We start from the raw sequence: 20117 nt of genomic DNA, 5'->3' as shown, positions 1-20117 counted from the left end.
CGCGGCCCGGATCCACACGCAGCAAACCACAAGGGCGCAGGCTTTCACGACTCCCGACTCCCGACTCCCGAATCCCCACTCCCCGCCCAAAAAAAAATCGCGACCGGATGATGCGTCTTTCGGCGCCATGCATCACCCGATCACGATGGGGGTCACCCGGCGCGAACGCCGGGCGCTTACAACACGTTACGCAGCTTTCGCCTGCTCGACGCGCTGTTCCACCAGCACGCCATCCACCCTGGGCTGGCCTTCGACACGTCGATCCAGCTCGTTCCAGTCCACCACCAGTTCGCAGCCGCGCGAGGCCGCATTGCGGCTCCAGTCGCGCAACAACTCGATGCAGGCATGATCGACGTGGTGCAGCTTAGCCACATCCAGATGCAGCGCAGTGTTCGGCGGCACACTTTCCAGCGTCCGCGCCATCGCCGGCACCTTCAGGAAGGTGGCCGAACCCTGCAGGGTCAAATGCATTTCGTCCTTCTTGTCGGCGTGCTCGCGCACTTCGACTTTCAGACGCGACGAATGCAATGCCAGGCGGAACAGCGACAGACCGAAGCCGATCAGCACGCCGGTCAGCAGGTCGGTGGCCACGATCGCGAAGGTGGTCGCCAGGTAGATCGCGGCCGTTCCGCGGCCATAGGTCGCTAGTTCCTTGACCTGCCCGATCTTGATCATCTTCACGCCGGTATAGACCAGGATGCCGGCCAGACACGCCACCGGCGTCATCCGCAACAGCCACGGCAACAGCATGGCGAATACCAGCAGCCAGCTGCCGTGCAGGATGGTCGATGCACGCGTTGCGGCCCCGGCCTGCACGTTGGCCGCACTGCGCACGATCACGCCGGTCATCGGCAATGCACCCAGGAAACCGCAGAGCATATTGCCCACGCCCTGTGCCGCCAGCTCACGGTCGTACTGGGTCCGCGTGCCCTGATGCATGCGGTCCACCGCCGCCGCCGACAGCAAGGTTTCGGCGCTGGCGATGAAGGCGAAGGTCACTGCCGAGACCAGCAAGGTGTGGTTGAACACGCCAAAGATGTCGGAAATGCTGGGGATGCTGATCGCAGAGAACAGGTTGGTCGGGACATCGACCTTGTTGACGTTCAAGCCCTGCAACTGCACGGTCGCCGTGACCGCCACCACCGCGATCAATGCACCCGGCAGAAAGCGCAGACGCTGCGGGCGCAGCTTGTCCCAGGCCAGGATGATCCCGATCGTTGCCAGACCCACGAACAGCGCATTCCGGCCGGTTCCTTCGCTGATGGCCTGCCACAGCACGCCAGGCAATGCAGCGAAGTTTTCCAGACCGCGGGCCTTGGGCGCGGCATCCATCAACACGTGCGCCTGCGAGGCGACGATCAGGATGCCGATGCCCGACAACATGCCGGCCACCACGGCCGGCGATGTCATCCGGAACCAGACGCCTGCGCGGCACAGACCGGCAATCAGCTGAATCGCGCCGGCCACCAAGATCACCGGCCCGAGCGCGACAGCGCCATGCTCCCGGACCAGTTCGAACACCAACACAGCCAGGCCGGCGGCCGGCCCGCTCACCTGCAGCGGGGAACCCGCCAGAAAGCCGACGACCAGACCACCAACGATGCCGGTGATCAGGCCCGCGGCGGGCGGCATGCCGGATGCGATCGCGATACCCATGCACAGCGGCAGCGCGACAAGAAAGACCACTACAGACGCCAATAAATCACGCCCAAACAGTCCCTGACGGAAATATCCGCCGATACCTGATGTGTTCATGGCAGGCTCCGTCAGGCGAGTTCAGCGCGCACGACTTGCTGCAGTCGCGGGCGTGGGGTGGCTTCGGGGGTGCTTTCGGCCAGCAGTGGCCGGAAGCCACCCTTCTCGGCATCGAAGGCCCGGATCTCCCCATGGGCGATATCGTAGATCCAGCCGTGGATGCGCAAGGTGCCTGCCGCCAGGCGTGCTGCCACCACCGGCTGCGTGCGCAGGTGGTCCAGCTGCGAGACCACGTTTTCCTCGGTCATGCAGCTCAGCGCCTCTTGGCTCTGCGGATCGTGCCCGTGATGCGCGGTGACATGGCGCGCCGCATCGGTGTGCTTGAGCCACGCTGCCACGGAGGGCACGTCTTCCAGCGACTCCGGCTTGAGCACGGCCTTCATCGCGCCGCAGTCGGTGTGACCGCAGATCACGATATGGCGCACGCCCAGCACTGCGATCGCGTATTCGATCGCTGCCACCACGCCACTGACATGCTGCGAGTACGGCGGCACCACATTGCCGATGTTGCGGTAGACGAACAGCTCGCCTGGCTGCGCGGAGAAGATCAGCTCCGGCATGACGCGCGAATCTGCGCAGGTGATGAACAGCGTATGCGGGCTCTGGCCGCCTGCCAGTTCCTGAAAGCGCGCACTCTGGCGCGGATACACTTCCTTACGGAAATGACGAAAACCTTCTAGCAAACTTTCCATGGGAGATTCCTCTAGGCAACGAATGGCCATCCGCGGCAAAACCGCGAATTGCAAAGACAAACAAATCAATTGGGAATCCGGCGCGGAACGCACCGGGTGCAGCGACAGCGTGGATCAGCCAAGCAGTGCGTTTGGAGGGCGCAGCTGTGGGATCAGGTCGCGTTTTTGATTTGCCGGCGCGTGATGCGCGTGCCACGAGGGGGAATACCGCGCCAGCATCGGCCATGCTTGGGAGAGCAAGGGGATATCGTCTGCAGGCTGTGTGTCGACTTGGCTCTGTGCTTCGCCGTCGTCCTGCGGATCTTCTGCTGCATCGCGTTCTTCGCCAGCATCCACCATTACCGCCAGGCCGTCGCCCACGAACGCATCATGCATGCGCGCGTGCGCGTTGGCTGCCGACCACGCGGAGAGCGCGAGCAGGCAGACCAACAGCATTTGGAGGAATCGAGGAAACATGGCCTCGAAGCTAACAATTTTGACGCCGCGTATGCAAGTGGTGCGCCGCACAAACTGACGCAAGTGTTCATGCTGACTGGCTCCAGTTCAGGCCGTCAGCGGGCCAGCCCGGATATTCAAGGTTTTGAGGTCGCCGCCGGGCGCTGTCATAAACCGGCTCCGTTCAGCTTCTTGACACACAATGACATAGTTGAAACGCACGTAAACTCTTGTCTTTATTAGCAAAAATCACGTATTACGTTTCTGTTGTTTTGTCACATTAACGCAACCTTCACACCCTAGCCTGCGCCCACTTTCTCAGGTCGCAAGGCATCTATGAAACTCGCTCCCACCCTGCTTGGTTCCGCGCTGCTGCTGGCCTTGGCCGCCCCCGCAGCACACGCCGAGATCGCCATCGATGTGATCGGTGGTTCGGAAATCTCGCTGGAAGGCCTGGTCCAGGCCGACGGCAATTGGTTCCACAACGATGTGCAGGACCTCAATGGCCCGATCGGCGCCAATGGCGACAATTCCGAATTCAGCATCCGGCGCGCCGAGCTGGTCCTCAAGGGCAAGGGCCCGGGCAACTTCGAATGGGTCGCCGGCTATGACCCCAGCGTGCTGAAGGAAGTCACCATCCGTGGCACCACCATTCGCAGCACCGGCCGCTTCCTGGATAACAATATCAAGTACAAGTTCGGCGGCAACGCGAACAATTACCTGCAGATCGGCCAGTTCAAGCAGCCCAACAGCCTGGAAGAACTGTCCAGCACCAAGAACAACGACTTCGTCTCCAAGGCGTCGGTGACCAACACCTATGGCATCTCGCGCCGGCTGGGCGTGGCCTACGGCATGGGCGACAACAATTGGAGCCTGACCGCCAGTGCGTTCGGCCGCGAACTGACCCGTAACCAGGCACACGGCAGCGGCTACGGTGCGCGCGGCACCTGGGCGCCGATCAACGAGACCGGCAACGTGCTGCACTTCGGTCTCAGCTACCTGGCCTACGACACCGACGACGACACCCTGCGCCTGCGTGCCCGCCCGGACGCCGACCTGACCACCATTCGCCTGATCGACAGCGGCGCCATAACCAATGTGGACAACGTCGGCGTGGCCGGTGCCGAGGCGATGTGGATCACCGGGCCGTTCAAGCTGCAGAGCGAGTACTTCCAGGAAAACGCCAACCGTATCGGTGCCAATGCGCACGACTATAAGAGCGACGGCTGGTACGTGAGCGGCGTCTGGAACCTCACCGGCGAAATCTGGGGCTACAAGGCTGGCGTGCCGACCACCCCGCTGCCCAACGAGCCGGCATCGGGCATGTGGCAGCTGGCGGTGCGCTACGACACCCTGGACCTCAACGATGGCCACCTGGTCGCCAACGGCAATACCCCGTTCGTCGATGGCGTGCTGGGCGGCAAGATGAACATCTGGACGGTCGGCGCCAATTGGTACTGGCGCTCCAACTTCAAGCTGGCGCTCGACTACGCCAAGGTCGACAGCACGCGCTACAACAGCACCACGCGCGGCCTGGTCGACGATAACCCGTCGATCATCGAAGCACGCGCGCAGTTCTACTGGTAAGTGCGTCGCCACCACGTGCGCTCGGTCAAGCGCACGCGGTGGCAGCCGCCACTTCCTGCCGGCTTGAACATCCGACGGCGCAACGCCGTCATCGGCCTGTCATTTCCCAGACACCGCATGGTCATGCCGTTGCCCTGCAATGGCACCACGGCGGGACGTCCTCATCCCTTCGCTACAGGAGCTGTTCCGTGATCCACTCCTTCAAGACCCGTCTGGCCGTCGGCGTACTCGCCGTCTCGCTGGCACTGTGTGCCCAGGCTGCCGATGTCACCGGTGCCGGTGCGTCGTTCATCTACCCGGTGATGTCCAAGTGGTCTGCCGACTACAACGCCGCCACCAAGAAGCAGGTCAACTACCAATCGATCGGTTCGGGCGGCGGTATCGCCCAGATCAAGGCGGCCAGCGTGGACTTCGGCTCGTCCGATGCCCCGCTCAAGCCGGAAGAACTGGCCGCTGCCGGCCTGGCGCAGTTTCCCTCGGTGATCGGCGGCGTGGTGCCGGTGGTCAACGTGCCCGGTATCGCCGCCGGCACGCTCAAGCTCGATGGCAAGACCCTGGGCGACATCTTCCTGGGCAAGGTCAGCACCTGGAACGACCCGGCCATTGCCGCGCTGAACCCGGGCATGAAACTGCCGGAAGGCAAGATCACCGTGGTGCACCGCTCCGATGGTTCGGGCACCAGCTTCAACTTCACCAACTACCTGTCCAAGGTCAACCCGGACTGGAAGAGCAAGGTTGGCGAAGGGACTGCCGTGCAATGGCCGACCGGCATCGGCGGCAAGGGCAACGAGGGCGTGGCCGCCTACGTGAAGCAGATCAAGGGCGGCATCGGCTACGTGGAGCTGTCGTACGCGCTGCAGAACAAGATGGCCTACACCTCGATGAAGAACGCGGCCGGCAAGTTCGTGCAGCCGTCGGATGAAACCTTCGCCGCCGCTGCCAACAGTGCCGACTGGGGCACGGCCAAGGACTTCTACCTGGTGATGACCAACGCGGCCGGCGATAACGCCTGGCCAATCACGGCGACCAATTTCATTCTGGTGCAGAAAAAGCCGAAGAACCCGGCGGGCCTGAAGAACACGCTGGACTTCTTCCGCTGGGTCTACACCAAGGGCGATGCGCAGGCCAAGCAGTTGGACTACGTGCCGCTGCCGGACACGCTGGTGACCCAGATCGAGGCGTACTGGGCCAAGAATCTGCCGCACTAAGGACGGCGCAGGCCCCTGATATAGCGGCCAAGGTGGGGCAAGCCATGCTTTAAAACCGCATGGGCGGTTATCTGGGGCATGCCGGCGACCTGCATGGCCACCTGAAATGGCCACCAGGTGCCCTGCACTAAGGCCCGGCGGCAAGCACGAAAACGCGTAAAGGAACGACGCCGTCTCTCTCCCCGGCGTCGGCCCCGGGACGCGGATCCCGGAGGGCGCCACGCCCTCCGCGATCCGCGTCTTTTTTTTGTGATGCGTTGGCCAGAAGGCGCTGTCATGCAGGTGTAACAAAAACATCATTTCATAGTGTGGTCTGCCGGAGACACCGGCCAATCCAGCCTCGGAGCTTCCATGAAATTGCAGTCGGCCAGCCTGACCGCCCTGTCCCTCACCATCGCCCTCGCCCTGGCCGCGTGTTCGCCCGGCAAGGACGCGCCGTCCGCAGACGCCGCAAAGGGCGCGCCGACCGCAGGCGCCACCGCCAGCGACAGCAAGGGCTCTGAGATTTCCGGCGCCGGTGCTTCCTTCATCTACCCGCTGGTGTCCAAGTGGTCGGCCGACTACAACGCCGCCACCGGCAACAAGGTCAACTACCAGTCGATCGGCTCCGGCGGCGGCATTGCGCAGATCAAGGCCGGCACGGTGGATTTCGGGTCGACCGACAAGCCGCTGGACAGCACGGAACTGCAACAGGCTGGCCTGGGCCAGTTCCCGTCGGCCATCGGCGGCGTGGTGCCGGTCGTCAATCTGGAAGGCATCGCCCCGGGCAAGCTGCGCCTGACCGGCGCCCTGCTGGGCGACATCTTCCTGGGCAAGGTCACCATGTGGAACGACGCGGCCATTGTCGCGGCCAACCCGGGCGTGACCCTGCCCGCCACCAAGATCAACCTGGTGCATCGCTCGGATGGGTCGGGCACCACCTTCAACTTCTCCAACTACCTGTCCAAGGTCAGCCCGGAGTGGAAAAGCAAGGTCGGCGAGGGCACCTCGGTGCAGTGGCCGGGTGGCGTGGGCGGCAAGGGCAATGAGGGCGTTGCCTCGTACGTGCAGCAGATCAAGGGCTCGATCGGCTATGTCGAGCTGGCCTACGCGCTGCAGAACAAGATGCCGTACACCTCGCTGCAGAACGCGGCCGGCCAGTGGGTCGAGCCGAATGCGGAAAGCTTCGCCGCCGCCGCTGCCAGCACCGACTGGGCCAACGCCCGTGACTTCAACCTGGTGATCACCAATGCACCGGGCGAGAAGGCCTGGCCGATCACCGCCACCAACTTCATGTTGATGCACAAGCAGCCCAAGGACGCCAAGCGCAGCAAGGCGACGCTGGACTTCTTCAAGTGGGCGCTGGAAAGCGGCCAGGCCCAGGCCAGCGAATTGCACTACGTGCCGCTGCCGCCGGAGCTGGTGAAGCAGATCGAAGCCTATTGGGGCAGCGAGTTCAAGTAATGCCCTGCACCTGCCCATGCGGCAGGCTGCGCTGCGGCGAGGTACCTGAAGGTGCCTCGCCGTTCCTGCTGTCTCACGCTCCCGCCGTTGCGCGGGTGACGAGTCCAATCGAATGAATGCCACCGCCATTCCCGAAGCGATGACCGCGCCCCGCGGCCGCGACCTGCGCGACGCACGCGCCGATCGCCTGTTCAAGCTTGCGCTGGCCGCCACGGTCGTTTTCGTCCTGTTGGCGCTCGGCAGCGCGGCACTGTCGATGCTGTGGGGCGGACGCCATGCCTTGCAGATGCAGGGCCTGAGTTTCTTCTATTCGGCCGACTGGAATCCGGTCGAAAACAAATACGGTGCGCTGGCACCGATCTACGGCACCCTGGTCACCGCAGTCATCGCAATGCTGATAGCGGTGCCGGTGAGTTTCGGTATCGCGTTCTTTCTGACCGAAGTGGCACCGCGTTGGTTGCGTGGCCCGGTGGGCACCGCCATCGAATTGCTGGCCGGCATCCCGTCGATCATCTACGGCATGTGGGGCCTGTTCGTGCTGGTGCCGGTGATGACCGAACACGTCACACCATGGCTCAACGATCATCTCGGTACGCTGCCGCTGATCGGCCCGTTGTTCCAGGGCCCGCCGTTGGGCATCGGCCTGCTGACGGCCGGCTTCGTGCTGGCAATCATGGTGATTCCCTTCATTTCCTCGGTGATGCGCGAAGTCTTTTTGACCGTGCCCACGCGCTTGAAGGAATCGGCGTACGCGCTGGGCTCGACCAAATGGGAAGTGAGCTGGGACATCGTGCTGCCCTACACCCGCTCGGCGGTGATCGGTGGCGTGTTCCTGGGGCTGGGGCGTGCGCTGGGCGAAACCATGGCGGTGGCCTTCGTGGTCGGCAACACGGTACGTCTGTCGCCGTCGCTGCTGGAGCCTGGCACCACCATCGCGGCGTTGATCGCCAACGATTTCGGCGAGGCCACCGAAACCTACCGGTCGGCATTGCTGCTGCTGGGCTTCGTGCTGTTCATCGTGACCTTCATCGTGCTGGCCATCGCGCGCTTCATGCTGATGCAGTTGTCGCGTCGGGAGGGTAACTGATGTCCGCCGCTTCGGTGTCGCAATCGCTGTACAACCGCCGCCGGGTCACCAACGCCATCGCGTTGCTGCTCTCGTGCGTCACTGCATTGTTTGGTCTGTTATTCCTGGCCTGGATCCTGTGGACGCTGGTGTCCAAGGGCGTGCCGGGCATCGACCTCAACCTGTTTACCAAGATGACGCCGCCGCCGATGCAGGAAGGCGGCCTGCTCAACGCCTTCTTCGGCAGTGCGGTGATGTGCGGGCTGGCGCTGGCCATCGGCACGCCGCTGGGGATTGCAGCCGGCACCTGGCTGGCCGAGTACGGCAACGCGCGCAAGGCCGGCGTGGTGGTGCGCTTCGTCAACGACATCCTGTTGTCGGCGCCCTCGATCGTGCTGGGCCTGTTCGTCTACACCTTGTACGTGATGCAGACCGGCGGGCGCTTTTCGGCATTCGCCGGTGCGCTGTCGCTGGCCTTCATCGTGCTGCCGGTGGTGGTGCGCACCACCGACGAGATGCTGCGGTTGGTGCCGGCGCAGATGCGTGAAGCGGCATTGTCGTTGGGCATTCCCCAATGGAAAGTCACGGTGCAGGTGCTGTACCGCAGCGCCTCGGCAGGCATCGTCACCGGCGTGCTGCTGGCGCTGGCACGCATCAGTGGCGAAACCGCACCGCTGCTGTTCACCGCGTTCGGCAACCAGTACTGGAACAGCAACATCTTCCAGCCGATGGCCAGCGTGCCGGTGATCATGAACCAGTTTGCCGGCAGCCCGTACGACACCTGGCAAACGCTGGCCTGGGCCGGCGCGCTGGTACTGACCGTGTTCGTGTTGCTGGTCAGCCTGGGTGCGCGCGCCATGCTCTTGCGCAACAAGATCTCCAATGACTGACCTTTCCTTCCGGACACCCGACATGAACGATCTCCAAAACGCCAAGCCGATGCATCGCATCGCTGTTCCGGCCGCCACTGGGGCGCCGACGGCGCAGGCGCCGGTGAAGGTGGCCGCACGCAATCTGGATTTCTATTACGACAAATACCACGCGCTCAAGAGCATCAACATCGAGATCCCCGAAAAGCGCGTCACCGCGTTGATCGGTCCCTCCGGCTGCGGCAAGTCGACCTTGCTGCGCATCTTCAACCGCATCTATGCGCTCTACCCGAAGATGGAAGCGCGCGGCGAGGTCTTGCTGGACAACGAAAACATCCTGTCGCCGAAGTACCCGATGAACCGCCTGCGCAGCAAGGTGGGCATGGTGTTCCAGAAGCCGGTGCCGTTTCCGATGACCATCTTCGAAAACGTGGCTTACGGCATCCGCCACCACGAAAAACTGTCCAAGGCCGACATGCAGAACCGCGTCGAGCAGGCCTTGCGTCAGGGCGCGCTATGGGACGAGGTGAAGGACAAGCTGGGGCAGAGCGCGCTGGGGCTGTCCGGCGGCCAGCAGCAGCGCCTGTGCATCGCACGTGCGGTGGCGCTGCGCCCGGATGTGTTGTTGCTGGACGAACCGACGTCCGCGCTGGACCCGATCTCCACCAGCCGTATCGAGCAACTGGTAGAAGAGCTCAAGCGCGACTACACCATCGTGATCGTGACCCACAACATGCAGCAGGCCGCCCGCGTCTCCGACTACACCGCCTTCATGTACCTGGGCGACCTGATCGAGCACGACCGCACCGAAACCATTTTTTCCCAGCCATCCAAGCAGCAGACCGAGGACTACATCACCGGCCGCTTCGGTTGATGTAAGGCGCGCCAGCGCAACGCCGCATTGACGCAGTTCCGCCGCACCGCCCGGCACGACATTTGCATCGTCTGCCATGTCGCCAAGGTAACGGCGGACATCCACCACTGCCACGAATCGAGATCACGATGAACCAGCACCTCAACGACCATATCGTCAAAAGCTACGACGAGGAGCAGCACCGTCTTGTCGCCGAGATCGTGCGCATGGGCGAGACGGCGGTGGCGCAGCTGGAAGCCGCACTGGATGTGGTGGAGCGTCGCGACGACAATGCCGCGCACCGCATCGTGGTCAACGACGAGGCGATCGACGCGCTGGAGCATGCAATCAGCCACGACGTGATGCGGCTGGCATTGCGCGGGCCGATGGCGCGCGATCTGCGCGAAATTCTTGCAGGCCTGCGGATTCCGGCCGATATCGAACGTATCGGCGATTACGCGGCCAACGTGGCCAAGCGCTCGATCGCGCTCAATTCCGCACCGCCGCTGCCGCAGACCGTGGGCCTGCGCGCGCTTGGCCAGATGGCGGCCGATGCGGTGCGCGAAGCCGTACAGGCGTATCGCAACAAGGATGCCGATGCGGCGATCCGCGTCCGCGACGAAGACGCACGCCTGGATGCGCAATACACCGCGTTGTTCCGCGAGCTGCTCACCTACATGATGGAAGACCCGCGCAATATCACCCCGTGTACGCATCTGCTGTTCATGGCAAAGAATCTGGAACGCATTGGCGACCACGCCACCAACATCGCCGAGAACGTCTGGTTCCTGGTGCATGGCGAGCAGCCCTTGCCTCCGCGGGTGAAGCGCGACGACACCAGCAGCACCGGCGTCATCTAGACCGCGGCGACGGTCGTGCCGGCGAGGTGTCGGAAGGCCTTCTCATTACGTATTCAGCTTGGAACTTCTAGGGTGCAGGTGCACAGGCATTTCCTGCGACGCAGGAGTCCGCTGATGAAACGCTTCATTGGATCTTTCATGGCCTTGACGCTGCTGACCTCTGGCGCAGCGTTTGCAGCGCCGCAGCAGCACGACCTCGATCACGACCGTGACCGCGATGCGCAGCGTCACGACGAACATGGCCCTGATCGCCGTGGCGACCATCGTGACGACCATCGCGACGACCGGCACGACGACCGCCGCAACGCACATCACGACGATCATCGCAACGACCGGCGCGGCCCGCCGTATCGCCGCGGCGAGCGGCTGGCGCCGTACCATCGTGGCAGCCGCGTTGCCGACTACCACAAGCATCATCTCAAGCCGCCGCCGCGCGGGCACGAATGGCGTCGGGTGGACAACACGTATGTGCTGATCGCAGTCGCCACCGGGCTGATTGCCAGCGTCGTCGCGGCTCGCTAAGCGCTCGCTCACCGTGTCGTTAGGCAGGCCCGGTCCGTGGCAACGCGGATCGGGCCTCTTCGTTTCGGTATGGGGCGACGGCCGCTGCGTGGTCTGCAGTCGCCCGGCTCGAGAAACACGCTTGCAGACAGTGGGGCGGCAATGCATGCCAAGGCCAGTGGCGTTAGGTCATGCACCGGATCGCGTGGGTCTGCGCTGCCGCCGGTGTGAGCGTGCCAGCTGCAGCCAGGGCAGAGCCCGGCGTGCGACCTGCTAGGCTATGCGGATGAACGAACCGGTCGATGCACAGCCTGCCCCCTCCTTTTTGCCGATGTCGCGCCGCTTTCGTGGCTATCTGCCCGTGGTGGTGGATGTGGAAACCGGCGGGTTCGACTGGAACAGGCACGCACTGCTGGAGATCGCCTGCGTGCCGATCGAAATGGATGCCGATGGACGCTTCTTTCCCGGCGAGACCGCCAGCGCCCACCTGGTACCGGCGCCCGGGCTGGAGATCGACCCGAAGTCGCTGGAAATCACCGGAATCGTGCTCGACCACCCGTTCCGCTTCGCGAAACAGGAAAAGGACGCGCTGGATCATGTGTTCGCGCCGGTGCGCGCGGCAGTGAAGAAATACGGCTGCCAGCGCGCAATCCTGGTCGGCCACAACGCCCATTTCGACCTGAATTTTCTCAACGCGGCCGTGGCGCGCGTGGGCCACAAACGCAACCCGTTTCATCCTTTCAGCGTGTTCGACACGGTGACGTTGGCTGGCGTGGCCTACGGCCAGACCGTGCTGGCACGCGCCGCCCAGGCCGCAGGACTGGACTGGAATGCCGCCGACGCCCACAGCGCGGTCTACGACACCGAACAAACCGCACGCCTGTTCTGCAAGATCGCCAACGCCTGGCCCGGGCCGGTGTGAGGGCGGGATGCGGGAGTGGGCATTCGGGATTGGTAGAAGCGTCGTGGTTTCTGGATTGAGGCGGCCAATCGCGTACGTTTACCAAACACGAGCCGCAACCGTCTGATCACGACGCAGCACGGCTGCTTGCTGCCGTAGCCTCATCCGCCTTTCTGGGCACTTTCTCGTGCAGGAGAAGGAACACCTGCACTGCCGTTGCGAATCCCAAATCCCGATTCCCGAATCCCGGCGTCTAACCCACACAGATCCGATCGCGGCCGGCGCTCTTGGCCTCGTACAAGGCATGATCGGCACGCTGCATCAGCGACGAGCCGGTCTCGTCGTCGCGCAGCGCGGCAACACCGGCGCTGAAGGTCACCTGCAAGCCCTCGACGCTGGCCCAGTTGTGGCGGGCATGGAAGAGCGCGCGGATGCGCAGGCAGAGCGCCTGTGCCTCGTCCAACGTGGTGTCGGCCAATAGCAGCGCGAATTCTTCGCCGCCCAGGCGGGCCGGCAGATCCGAGGCGCGCGCGGCCGCGGTCAGGAGCACTCCCACCTCGTGCAGAACCGCATCGCCGCTGGCGTGCGAATAATGGTCGTTGATGCGCTTGAAGTGATCGATATCCAGAATCGCCAGCACCAGCGGCCGCGCACTGCGCCTTGCACGGCTGATATCGCGCGCCAGCGCTTCGTCGAAATGGCGACGGTTTGGCAGCCCGGTCAACGCATCTTCGTGCGCCTGGCGCTCGAACACATCGGACTTGATGCGCAAACGCGTCAAGAGTTCGCTCTTTTCCTGGTTGGCCTGCAGCAAACGCTGCGCCTGCCGTTGCAGGTCTTCGGTGCGCTTGCGCACCAGCTCGGCCAGGCGCGCGTTATGGGTCTGGTAGCGATGCAGCAACACGCGATACAGCAAGGCCAGCAGCAAGAGCGCCCCCAGCGCCGCGGCAAAGCGCACATCCTGGCGTTGCCACCACAGCGGCAATACCTCGAACGCCCACACCGCTTCGTGCGGGCTCCATGCCCCGCCCGGATGGCGCGCAGCCACGTGTAGACGATATCGGCCCGGCGGCAGGCCGATGAATTCCACGCTGCGCTGCCGGCCGCGTTCTGTCCAGGTATTGTCCAGGCCTTCCAGTCGGGTGCGGTATTCGATTCGCTCCGGCAGCAGAAAGCTCATGCCGACGTAGGACACGTTCAAGCGATGCCCGCCAGGCAATTGTGCGCGCTGGCGCCACACCAACGGGTTGCCATCTTGCTGCACGTTCTCGATCACTGCCGGCGGCGGGCGACGTTCGCGAAAGCGCTGCAGACGCGAGGGATCGACCATGCTCACCCCGCCAGCTGTCACCACCCACACCGTGCCGTCGGCACGCCGCAACAGGCTGGGGCCGGAACTACCGTTGGCCTGCGCATTGCCCATGCCGTCGATCTCGCCATAGCGTTCGATCGCGAGCGTGCCGCGCCCATCGGCCACTGCATCGAGCGTCTTGAATTCGGTACGCAGCACGCCGCGGTTGCTGCTGATCCACGCATTGCCAAGCCGGTCTTCGACAAGCTGGAACACCGTGTCAACCGGCATGCCCTGCTCCAGCCCGACGCGGGCGAGCACGCCATTGCGCTCGCGATACAGACCGCGGTCGGTCGCAATCCACATGGCATCGCCGATGGCCTGAAACCCGAACACGCTGCGCGCGCCGCCCAGTTGCTCCAGATTCAACTGGCGCAGCTTGCCGTTGCGCAGCACTGCCGCACCATCGACCGAACCGATCCACACCGCGCCATCGACGCTGGCCAATGCGGTCACCACGCTGACAGGCAAGCCTGCGATCGCCAACGGCGCGCGCTTGCCATCCACCAGCTGCACCACGCCACGCTGGGTTGCCAGCCATACCGCATCGCGGTCGTCGATCACGATCGCGCGGATATGCCCGCCGGGAATGCCCTCGGCCTCGCCGTAGTGGCGCAGCACGCGCCCAGCGCGCAATACGAACACGCCATCGGCATAGGTGCCCACCCAGAGATCGCCGCGCCGGTCCAACGCCAGACTGAGCACCGAAAGGCGTCGCCGGGAGGGTGTGACCACCGGCACCGGCACGATGCGCCCGTCCGGCAGCATCCGGTCCAGGCCGGCGGTTCCGGCGATCCACAGGCTGCCATCGCGGTCTTCCAACATGGCACGGCTGTAGTCGCCGCTTAATCCATCGCGCTGGCTGTAGCTGCTGAACAAGGTCTCGCGTAGCCGGAACAGACCGCCGTTGGCGCCGACCCAGATACTGCCTTCGGCGTCCTCTCGCAGGCTGACGATGCGCCCGGTCGGCAGGCTGCGACCGGCCGGCAGATGCTCCACGCCGTAAGGCCCGATCCGCAGCAGCCCCTGGTTTTCGCTGCCCAGCCACAGGTCGCCGTGGCGATCCTGCAGCATCGCGGTGAAGTGGCCCTGCCCCGGCACCCGATGCACCAGCTCGGCGCGCTCGCCCTGCAGGCGATACAGCTGATCGCCCGCAACCACCCACACCGTGCCGTCCGTTGCGCGATACGGCCATGCCAACCCCGGTGGAAACCCGAACGCGGCCGGCGCGCGGTGCATGCGCCCATCCGGTTCGCGATAGATCAATCCATCGAAGGTACCGATCAACAAGCGCCCCTGCGCATCGACCGCCATGCGCGGAAAGCTGCTCTGCAGCGGTGCGTCATCGTGCGGCGGGAAATAGTCGAAGCGCCCATCCGGCCACAGGCAACCCAGCCCGTGCCCTTCGAACAACAGCCACATGCGGCCTTCGGCATCCATGGTCATGGCATGGATCAACGCCTGCGGCCACTGCCCTTGCCGCTGCCACTGTCGCCATTGTCCGTCGGCACCATGCCGGACCAGATTGCCGCGCGCATCGCTCAGCCACAGCGCGCCATCGCGATCTACATACAGCGCACCGACGCCGTTATCGGGCAGCCCCGGGCGCGTGCTGCGGTCGATCACGCTGAATTCCAGCCCGTTGTAGCGCACCAGGCCTTCCCAGGTCGCGAACCACAGATACCCGTCGCGGGTCTGGGCGATGTCGCGCAAGGAGTTGTGCGGGAGCCCGTTGCGCGAACTCCAGCTGTCGATGGCGTAATCGCGCAAGCGCGCCGTTCCGGCCGGCGAGGCAGCCGCAACAAGCGAACACAGCGCCAGCAGCAGGCAGGCGCCGACACCGAGCCAGCGCTGCTGGCGTCTGTTGTTTCGTCGTGCTGACGCCTGGACGCCGCAACTGCTCTCGCCTGTTTGCCAGGCGCCCACCCCATCGTTCATCACACACAACGCGCCGTTCGCTGGCGATATGGTAGGCAAAAACGTCGCACTGCGTTCGACGATGTCTGCGCAGGTCTGGAAAGCCTTGCTGCAACTCCCTGCGCGTGCGCCTGGCAGCGCCCCGCGACCTGCATCTGCGCGGAACATTGCGCAGTTGCCCATCGGCAATGCAACGATCAAGCGTTGGCGCTGCGGTGCATCGCCTAACGCGCGTGCGATACGCAGGCCGGCACGCCTGCGCCCGCACCTGATGCATGCAGGCCGTTAGGTGCCCAGGCGCTGGCGCACGGCCTCGAACAAGGTCACACCGGTCGCGACCGACACATTGAGGCTTTCGATTTCGCCGGGCATTGGGATCTTGACCAGGCCATCGCAGTGCTCGCGGGTGAGACGGCGCAGGCCATCGGCCTCGCCACCCAGCACCAGCCCGACATTGCCGCGCAGATCCACGCTATACAACGAAGCCTGTGCTTCGCCGGCCAAGCCATACAACCACACCCCCTGCTTCTGCAGGTCGCGCAGGCAGCGCGCCAGGTTGGTCACCGCCACCACCGGAATGCGGTCGGCCGCACCGGCGGAGGTCTTGCGCACGGTGGCGTTCACCGTGGCCGACTTGTCCTTGGGAATCACCACCGCGGTGACGCCCGCTGCTGCCGCACTGCGCAGGCATGCGCCAAGGTTGTGCGGGTCCTGCACGCCATCGAGGATCAGCACCAACGCGCGTCCTTCGGCGGCCTCGACCAACCCTTCCAGCTCGTTCTCGGCCCATAGCCGCGCGGCGGCATAGCGTGCGGCCACGCCCTGGTGGCGCACCTGCCCGCCCACGCCGTCCAGCGCCTGCGTGTTGACCCGGCGCACGTCGATGCCCTTGCGGCGCGCCTGTTCCTCGATCTCGGTCAGGCGCGGGTTCTTGCTGCCGGCCTCGATCAACACCTCGCGCACGTTGTCGGCGTCGTTCTCGACGGACGAGGCGACAGCATTGACGCCGACGATCCACTGGTTCTGCTTGCTCATTGCGCGGGCATACGAAAAGGTAAAGGGGAATGGTAGGGCTTGCGGCCTGTCACGTCACGGCCGGGGCATGCAGCCCGGCGATGCCAACGACGCGATGCGGCGATGGCACTGGTACTGGACGCGCAGCGCCCGAGGTCGAGGGCGCATGCCTGCATTGGACCGCATGCTGGCCGCGCACCCCCTTGTGCCGATGGATGCCTGCCAGTCGGTGCACCGGCGCGTCTTGCCGCGGCGAGTGCAGCCGCGAGCGAGGTTTCGCCGTTACTGCTCGCATGCCGCGATCAGCAGCACACTCCAACCAGGGCGATGTCTCACGCAGGCCAATGCGCAGTGTCGTGATCCGGATGCTGCCGCGACACCACGCTGGCCAAAAAAGCCTCCGCGGCGGCATCGTCTTCGGGTGGACGCGTGGGCAGCTGCGCCAGGCCATCGACGAAGGGCAGCTTGCGATCCAAACCATATTGGATATGCGGCGGCAGCCGCTCCGGCATATCGAAGGCACCTGCCGCAACTGCCACGCCGTCGGGTGCCTCATACGTCAATGGCGTGCCGCAGTCGGCGCAAAAACCGCGCTGCACGACGTTCGACGATGCGAAGCGCCTGGGCTCGCCACGGGTCCAGCGAAACTCGGTGCCTCGTACTGACACCAGCGGCGCGTAATACGCGCCGAATGCCTTCTGGCACATGCGGCAATGGCAGATCGAAGCGTCCATCAACGCACCACGCACATGAAACCGCACCGCCCCGCACTGGCAGCCACCGCTATATTCGCTTGAAGTGTCCATGCCCTGCTCCGCGTCAGTCTATTACGGACACCATTGCAGACCCGCTTCCCTGCAATGGCCCCACCTGCTTTGCTAACAGCTAATAACACGACTGCGCTCATCACCAAGCGGACGCGGCTGGCAGTGGGAGTGGGACCTGGCCGGAAGCGCCGGCACGCTGCGGTTCATCAGCGTCGTCTACACCTACCCGACCACCCGCACTCAATTGTTAGTGGCTGCTCTTGTCACCACCTCGCGTGGCGGGCTGCCGTTTCGGCGGCCCGCAGCGGCGTTCTGCATCTCAGTACGATTTCTTTTTGCGCTTGGTCGGCTTCTCGCGTGGCGGCAGCGGCGCTTCGGGCGCTGCGCCATTTTCTTCGGCCAGGCGGAAGTCGATCTTGCGCTCCTCCATGCTGGCCTTGAGCACCAGCACGCGCACCGGGTCGCCAAGGCGGAACTCGCGACCACGGCGCTCGCCGCTGAGCGTCTTGCGAATCGGATCGAACTGGTAATAGTCCTGCGGCAGCTGCGTGACATGCACCAGTCCGTTGACCTTGGACTGCGTCAACTCCACGAACAAACCAAATCCTGTCACACCGCTGATCACGCCATCGAACTGGCCACCGACGTGCTTTTCCATCCACGCTGCGCGGTAGCGCTCGTCCACTTCGCGCTCGGCTTCATCGGCACGCCGTCCACGCTCGGAGCATTGCAGCGCCAGTGCCGCCATCTGCCGCGGCGTGTAGATGAATTTTTCCCGGCTGGCGCCGGTCAGCGCGTGCTTGATCGCGCGGTGCACCAGCAGGTCCGGATAACGGCGGATCGGCGAGGTGAAATGCGCGTATGCCTCCAACGCCAGACCGAAATGGCCGTTGTTCTCCGGCGAATACACCGCCAGGCTCTGGCTGCGCAGCAACACCGATTCCAGCAACGCCGCATCCGGGCGGGCGCGCACTTTTTTCAGCAACTTGGTGTAGTCGCCGGGGCGCACCTTGCTCCATGCCGGCAAGCTCAGCTGGAACTCCTTGAGGAACTCCAGCAGGTCTTCGTACTTGCTCTCCGGCGGGCGCTCATGCACACGGTAAGGCGCGGGCACGTGCACGCTCAGCAGGTAGCGCGCCGCCTCGACGTTGGCGGCGATCATGCATTCTTCGATGAGCTTGTGGGCATCGTTGCGCACCAGCATGCCGGCCTGGGTGACTTCGCCGGTGTTGTCGAGCACGAAGCGCACTTCGGAGGTTTCGAACTCAATCGCCCCGCGCTGCGTGCGCGCCTTCGACAGCACGTGATACAGCTGATGCAGGCGCTGCACCTGCGGCAACAGCGGGCCGATGAAGGCCTTGGTGTCGGCATCGTCCTCGCCCACCGCCTTCCAGACCTGGTTATAGGTCAGGCGTGCGTGCGAATTCATCACCGCTTCGTAGAAGCGCGAGCCGGTCACTTCGCCATCGCGGCCCACCTGCATATCGCAGACGAAACACATGCGGTCGACCTTGGGCATCAGCGAGCAGATGCCGTTGGACAGCGTTTCCGGCAGCATCGGCACCACGAAGCCGGGGAAATACACCGAGGTGGCACGCTTTTGCGCCTCGTCGTCCAGCGGCGTCCCGGGACGCACGTAGTTGGACACATCAGCGATTGCCACCACCAGACGGAAGCCGTCGGCGTTGGGCTCGCAATACACTGCGTCATCGAAATCCTTGGCGTCTTCGCCATCGATGGTGACCAGTGGCATCTGCCGCAGGTCCACGCGCCCACCGATCATCTGTGGCTCGACCACCAGCGGCACGGCCGCGGCTTCGTCCAGCACTTCCTGCGGGAATTCGTGCGGCAGTTCGTGGCCGTGGATGGCCATTTCAACCACCAGCGACGGCGTCAGCTTGTCACCCAGCACCGCGATGATCTTGCCGATCGCCGGGCGACGCGCGTCCGGCGGCGCGATCAGTTCGCAAACCACCAATTGGCCTTCGCGTGCCTCGCCGATACCGTCCGGGGCGATCTGCACATTGCGCTGGATGCGCTTGTCGTCGGGGTCGACGTAAGCCACACCGTGCTCATAGAAAAAACGCCCCAGCATGCGCGACATGCCACGCTCGAGCACGCGCGCGATGGCGCCTTCGCGACGGCCGCGGCGGTCGATGCCGGTGACATTGGCCAGCGCGCGGTCGCCATGCATGACTTTGCGCATTTCGAACGGCGGCAGGAACAGGTCATCGCCGCCCTCGTCGGGCTTGAGGAAACCGAAGCCCTCCGGATTGGCGATGACCACACCGGCGATCAGGCTGGTCTGCTGCACCGGCGCGTAGCCGCCGCGGCGGTTCTGCACCAGTTGCGCTTCGCGCACCATTGCGGCCAGACGCTTGCCCAGCGCATCGATGCGGCCACTCAGATTGAGCTGCTCGGCAATTTCTTCGGCGGTCTGCGGACCGTCGCAGGCTTCAAGCAATTGCAGGATGGCCTCGCGGCTGGCAATCGGCTCGGCATACCGAAGCGCCTCGCGCTCGGCATGCGGATCCTTGAATTCGGCAGTCGCAGGCGCAGCGGTCTGGAAGCGTTCCGGCGGCGGCGCAGACGGACCACTCTTGCGCGGATGCGGGGCGCGCGGCGCAGGCGGCGCGGCCGCCGGCTGGGGCGAGGCTTTGGAGGGGTTGGATGCTTTGTCGGCAGCGCGCTTGTCGGCGGACTTGGTCGATGCGCCGGCTGCGGCGCGGACCAGGAAGTCTGGCATCCAGCCCGGCAACTTCTGCTGTTCGGCAGTGCTGGAATCGCCTGCGCCGGTGGATTTGCGGCGACTCGGCCGATCGGAATCTGGGGTTTTTTTCTTTGTCATTGCCTACATGGTACTGCGTGGCGCGGCGAGATGGGCGGCAAGGCCGGCGC

Annotated in this window: 16 protein-coding genes; 9 read left to right on the top strand and 7 right to left on the bottom strand. The window is 64.5% G+C overall.

Annotation, left to right across the window (positions count from 1 at the left end):
• Nucleotides 1-186 precede the first annotated feature (186 nt).
• The 3 genes from FLG15_RS07725 to FLG15_RS07715 all read right to left on the bottom strand — a co-directional run bounded on the left by FLG15_RS07725 (nucleotide 187) and on the right by FLG15_RS07715 (nucleotide 2882).
• On the bottom strand, nucleotides 187-1755 hold the full coding sequence (locus FLG15_RS07725; RefSeq protein WP_017155854.1) for a SulP family inorganic anion transporter: 1569 nt from the start codon (nucleotides 1753-1755) through the stop codon (nucleotides 187-189).
• An 11-nt stretch (nucleotides 1756-1766) separates the two neighbouring features.
• Nucleotides 1767-2447, bottom strand: a complete 681-nt coding sequence (locus FLG15_RS07720) for a carbonic anhydrase (RefSeq protein ID WP_017155853.1) — start codon at nucleotides 2445-2447, stop codon at nucleotides 1767-1769.
• A gap of 114 nt (nucleotides 2448-2561) precedes the next feature.
• Nucleotides 2562-2882: a hypothetical protein gene (locus tag FLG15_RS07715; protein WP_017155852.1), complete on the bottom strand. Its 321-nt coding sequence runs from the start codon at nucleotides 2880-2882 to the stop codon at nucleotides 2562-2564.
• 336 nt (nucleotides 2883-3218) lie between these two features.
• On the opposite strand from FLG15_RS07715, the gene FLG15_RS07710 reads away from it, so the two are divergent.
• The 9 genes from FLG15_RS07710 to rnt all read left to right on the top strand — a co-directional run bounded on the left by FLG15_RS07710 (nucleotide 3219) and on the right by rnt (nucleotide 12191).
• Nucleotides 3219-4469 carry an OprO/OprP family phosphate-selective porin gene (locus FLG15_RS07710; RefSeq protein WP_057677705.1) on the top strand — a complete coding sequence of 417 codons (1251 nt, stop codon included), beginning with the start codon at nucleotides 3219-3221 and terminating at the stop codon, nucleotides 4467-4469.
• A gap of 188 nt (nucleotides 4470-4657) precedes the next feature.
• Complete coding sequence (pstS, locus tag FLG15_RS07705) at nucleotides 4658-5677, top strand: phosphate ABC transporter substrate-binding protein PstS (RefSeq protein ID WP_057677704.1); 1020 nt, start codon at nucleotides 4658-4660, stop codon at nucleotides 5675-5677.
• Nucleotides 5678-6028: 351 nt separating this feature from the next.
• Entirely contained in the window at nucleotides 6029-7120 is a 1092-nt protein-coding gene (gene pstS / locus FLG15_RS07700; RefSeq protein ID WP_150145786.1) for a phosphate ABC transporter substrate-binding protein PstS, read from the top strand.
• A 112-nt stretch (nucleotides 7121-7232) separates the two neighbouring features.
• Nucleotides 7233-8207, top strand: a complete 975-nt coding sequence (gene pstC, locus FLG15_RS07695; protein WP_003487154.1) for a phosphate ABC transporter permease subunit PstC — start codon at nucleotides 7233-7235, stop codon at nucleotides 8205-8207.
• Nucleotides 8207-9076: a phosphate ABC transporter permease PstA gene (pstA, locus tag FLG15_RS07690; protein ID WP_057677702.1), complete on the top strand. Its 870-nt coding sequence runs from the start codon at nucleotides 8207-8209 to the stop codon at nucleotides 9074-9076. The genes pstC and pstA overlap by 1 nt, the downstream gene beginning before the upstream one ends.
• Nucleotides 9077-9098: 22 nt before the next feature.
• Nucleotides 9099-9929 (top strand): phosphate ABC transporter ATP-binding protein PstB, encoded by an 831-nt coding sequence (pstB, locus tag FLG15_RS07685; protein ID WP_005913798.1) that lies wholly within the window; start codon nucleotides 9099-9101, stop codon nucleotides 9927-9929.
• Nucleotides 9930-10057: 128 nt separating this feature from the next.
• Nucleotides 10058-10768 carry a phosphate signaling complex protein PhoU gene (phoU, locus tag FLG15_RS07680; protein ID WP_008572166.1) on the top strand — a complete coding sequence of 237 codons (711 nt, stop codon included), beginning with the start codon at nucleotides 10058-10060 and terminating at the stop codon, nucleotides 10766-10768.
• Between the two features lie 114 nt (nucleotides 10769-10882).
• The gene (locus FLG15_RS07675; RefSeq protein ID WP_057677701.1) at nucleotides 10883-11290 is read left to right on the top strand and encodes an RcnB family protein; all 408 of its coding nucleotides are present in this window, start codon (nucleotides 10883-10885) and stop codon (nucleotides 11288-11290) included.
• 259 nt (nucleotides 11291-11549) lie between these two features.
• Nucleotides 11550-12191 carry a ribonuclease T gene (rnt, locus tag FLG15_RS07670; protein WP_104620487.1) on the top strand — a complete coding sequence of 214 codons (642 nt, stop codon included), beginning with the start codon at nucleotides 11550-11552 and terminating at the stop codon, nucleotides 12189-12191.
• Nucleotides 12192-12423: 232 nt separating this feature from the next.
• Here the strand turns inward: rnt and FLG15_RS07665 are convergent, their stop codons facing one another.
• From FLG15_RS07665 to rnr, 4 genes are all read right to left on the bottom strand, one after another.
• Nucleotides 12424-15459 (bottom strand): ligand-binding sensor domain-containing diguanylate cyclase, encoded by a 3036-nt coding sequence (locus FLG15_RS07665; protein WP_057677699.1) that lies wholly within the window; start codon nucleotides 15457-15459, stop codon nucleotides 12424-12426.
• Nucleotides 15460-15723: 264 nt separating this feature from the next.
• A complete protein-coding gene (rlmB, locus tag FLG15_RS07655; protein WP_057677697.1) occupies nucleotides 15724-16473 on the bottom strand; it encodes a 23S rRNA (guanosine(2251)-2'-O)-methyltransferase RlmB in 750 nt (249 codons plus the stop codon).
• A gap of 311 nt (nucleotides 16474-16784) precedes the next feature.
• Nucleotides 16785-17258: a GFA family protein gene (locus FLG15_RS07650; protein WP_057677696.1), complete on the bottom strand. Its 474-nt coding sequence runs from the start codon at nucleotides 17256-17258 to the stop codon at nucleotides 16785-16787.
• Between the two features lie 280 nt (nucleotides 17259-17538).
• Nucleotides 17539-20067 carry a ribonuclease R gene (gene rnr, locus FLG15_RS07645; RefSeq protein ID WP_057677695.1) on the bottom strand — a complete coding sequence of 843 codons (2529 nt, stop codon included), beginning with the start codon at nucleotides 20065-20067 and terminating at the stop codon, nucleotides 17539-17541.
• Between the last annotated feature and the right edge of the window lie 50 nt (nucleotides 20068-20117).

The sequence above is a fragment of the Xanthomonas phaseoli pv. dieffenbachiae genome (assembly GCF_008639345.1).
Taxonomy (GTDB): Bacteria; Pseudomonadota; Gammaproteobacteria; order Xanthomonadales; family Xanthomonadaceae; genus Xanthomonas; species Xanthomonas phaseoli.
The sequence above is the reverse complement of the archived record's forward strand: the minus strand, read 5'-3'. Positions and strand labels throughout refer to the sequence as shown.

Excerpts from the sequence above, each read along its gene's own strand:
- rlmB (WP_057677697.1), bottom strand. The coding sequence starts at position 16,473 with ATGAGCAAGCAGAACCAGTGGATCGTCGGCGTCAATGCTGTCGCCTCG.
- FLG15_RS07720 (WP_017155853.1), bottom strand. The coding sequence starts at position 2,447 with ATGGAAAGTTTGCTAGAAGGTTTTCGTCATTTCCGTAAGGAAGTGTAT.
- FLG15_RS07710 (WP_057677705.1), top strand. The coding sequence starts at position 3,219 with ATGAAACTCGCTCCCACCCTGCTTGGTTCCGCGCTGCTGCTGGCCTTG.
- FLG15_RS07650 (WP_057677696.1), bottom strand. The coding sequence starts at position 17,258 with ATGGACACTTCAAGCGAATATAGCGGTGGCTGCCAGTGCGGGGCGGTG.
- pstS (WP_150145786.1), top strand. The coding sequence starts at position 6,029 with ATGAAATTGCAGTCGGCCAGCCTGACCGCCCTGTCCCTCACCATCGCC.
- pstC (WP_003487154.1), top strand. The coding sequence starts at position 7,233 with ATGAATGCCACCGCCATTCCCGAAGCGATGACCGCGCCCCGCGGCCGC.
- pstA (WP_057677702.1), top strand. The coding sequence starts at position 8,207 with ATGTCCGCCGCTTCGGTGTCGCAATCGCTGTACAACCGCCGCCGGGTC.
- phoU (WP_008572166.1), top strand. The coding sequence starts at position 10,058 with ATGAACCAGCACCTCAACGACCATATCGTCAAAAGCTACGACGAGGAG.
- FLG15_RS07675 (WP_057677701.1), top strand. The coding sequence starts at position 10,883 with ATGAAACGCTTCATTGGATCTTTCATGGCCTTGACGCTGCTGACCTCT.
- rnt (WP_104620487.1), top strand. The coding sequence starts at position 11,550 with ATGCGGATGAACGAACCGGTCGATGCACAGCCTGCCCCCTCCTTTTTG.
- FLG15_RS07715 (WP_017155852.1), bottom strand. The coding sequence starts at position 2,882 with ATGCTGTTGGTCTGCCTGCTCGCGCTCTCCGCGTGGTCGGCAGCCAAC.
- FLG15_RS07665 (WP_057677699.1), bottom strand. The coding sequence starts at position 15,459 with ATGAACGATGGGGTGGGCGCCTGGCAAACAGGCGAGAGCAGTTGCGGC.
- pstB (WP_005913798.1), top strand. The coding sequence starts at position 9,099 with ATGAACGATCTCCAAAACGCCAAGCCGATGCATCGCATCGCTGTTCCG.
- rnr (WP_057677695.1), bottom strand. The coding sequence starts at position 20,067 with ATGACAAAGAAAAAAACCCCAGATTCCGATCGGCCGAGTCGCCGCAAA.
- FLG15_RS07725 (WP_017155854.1), bottom strand. The coding sequence starts at position 1,755 with ATGAACACATCAGGTATCGGCGGATATTTCCGTCAGGGACTGTTTGGG.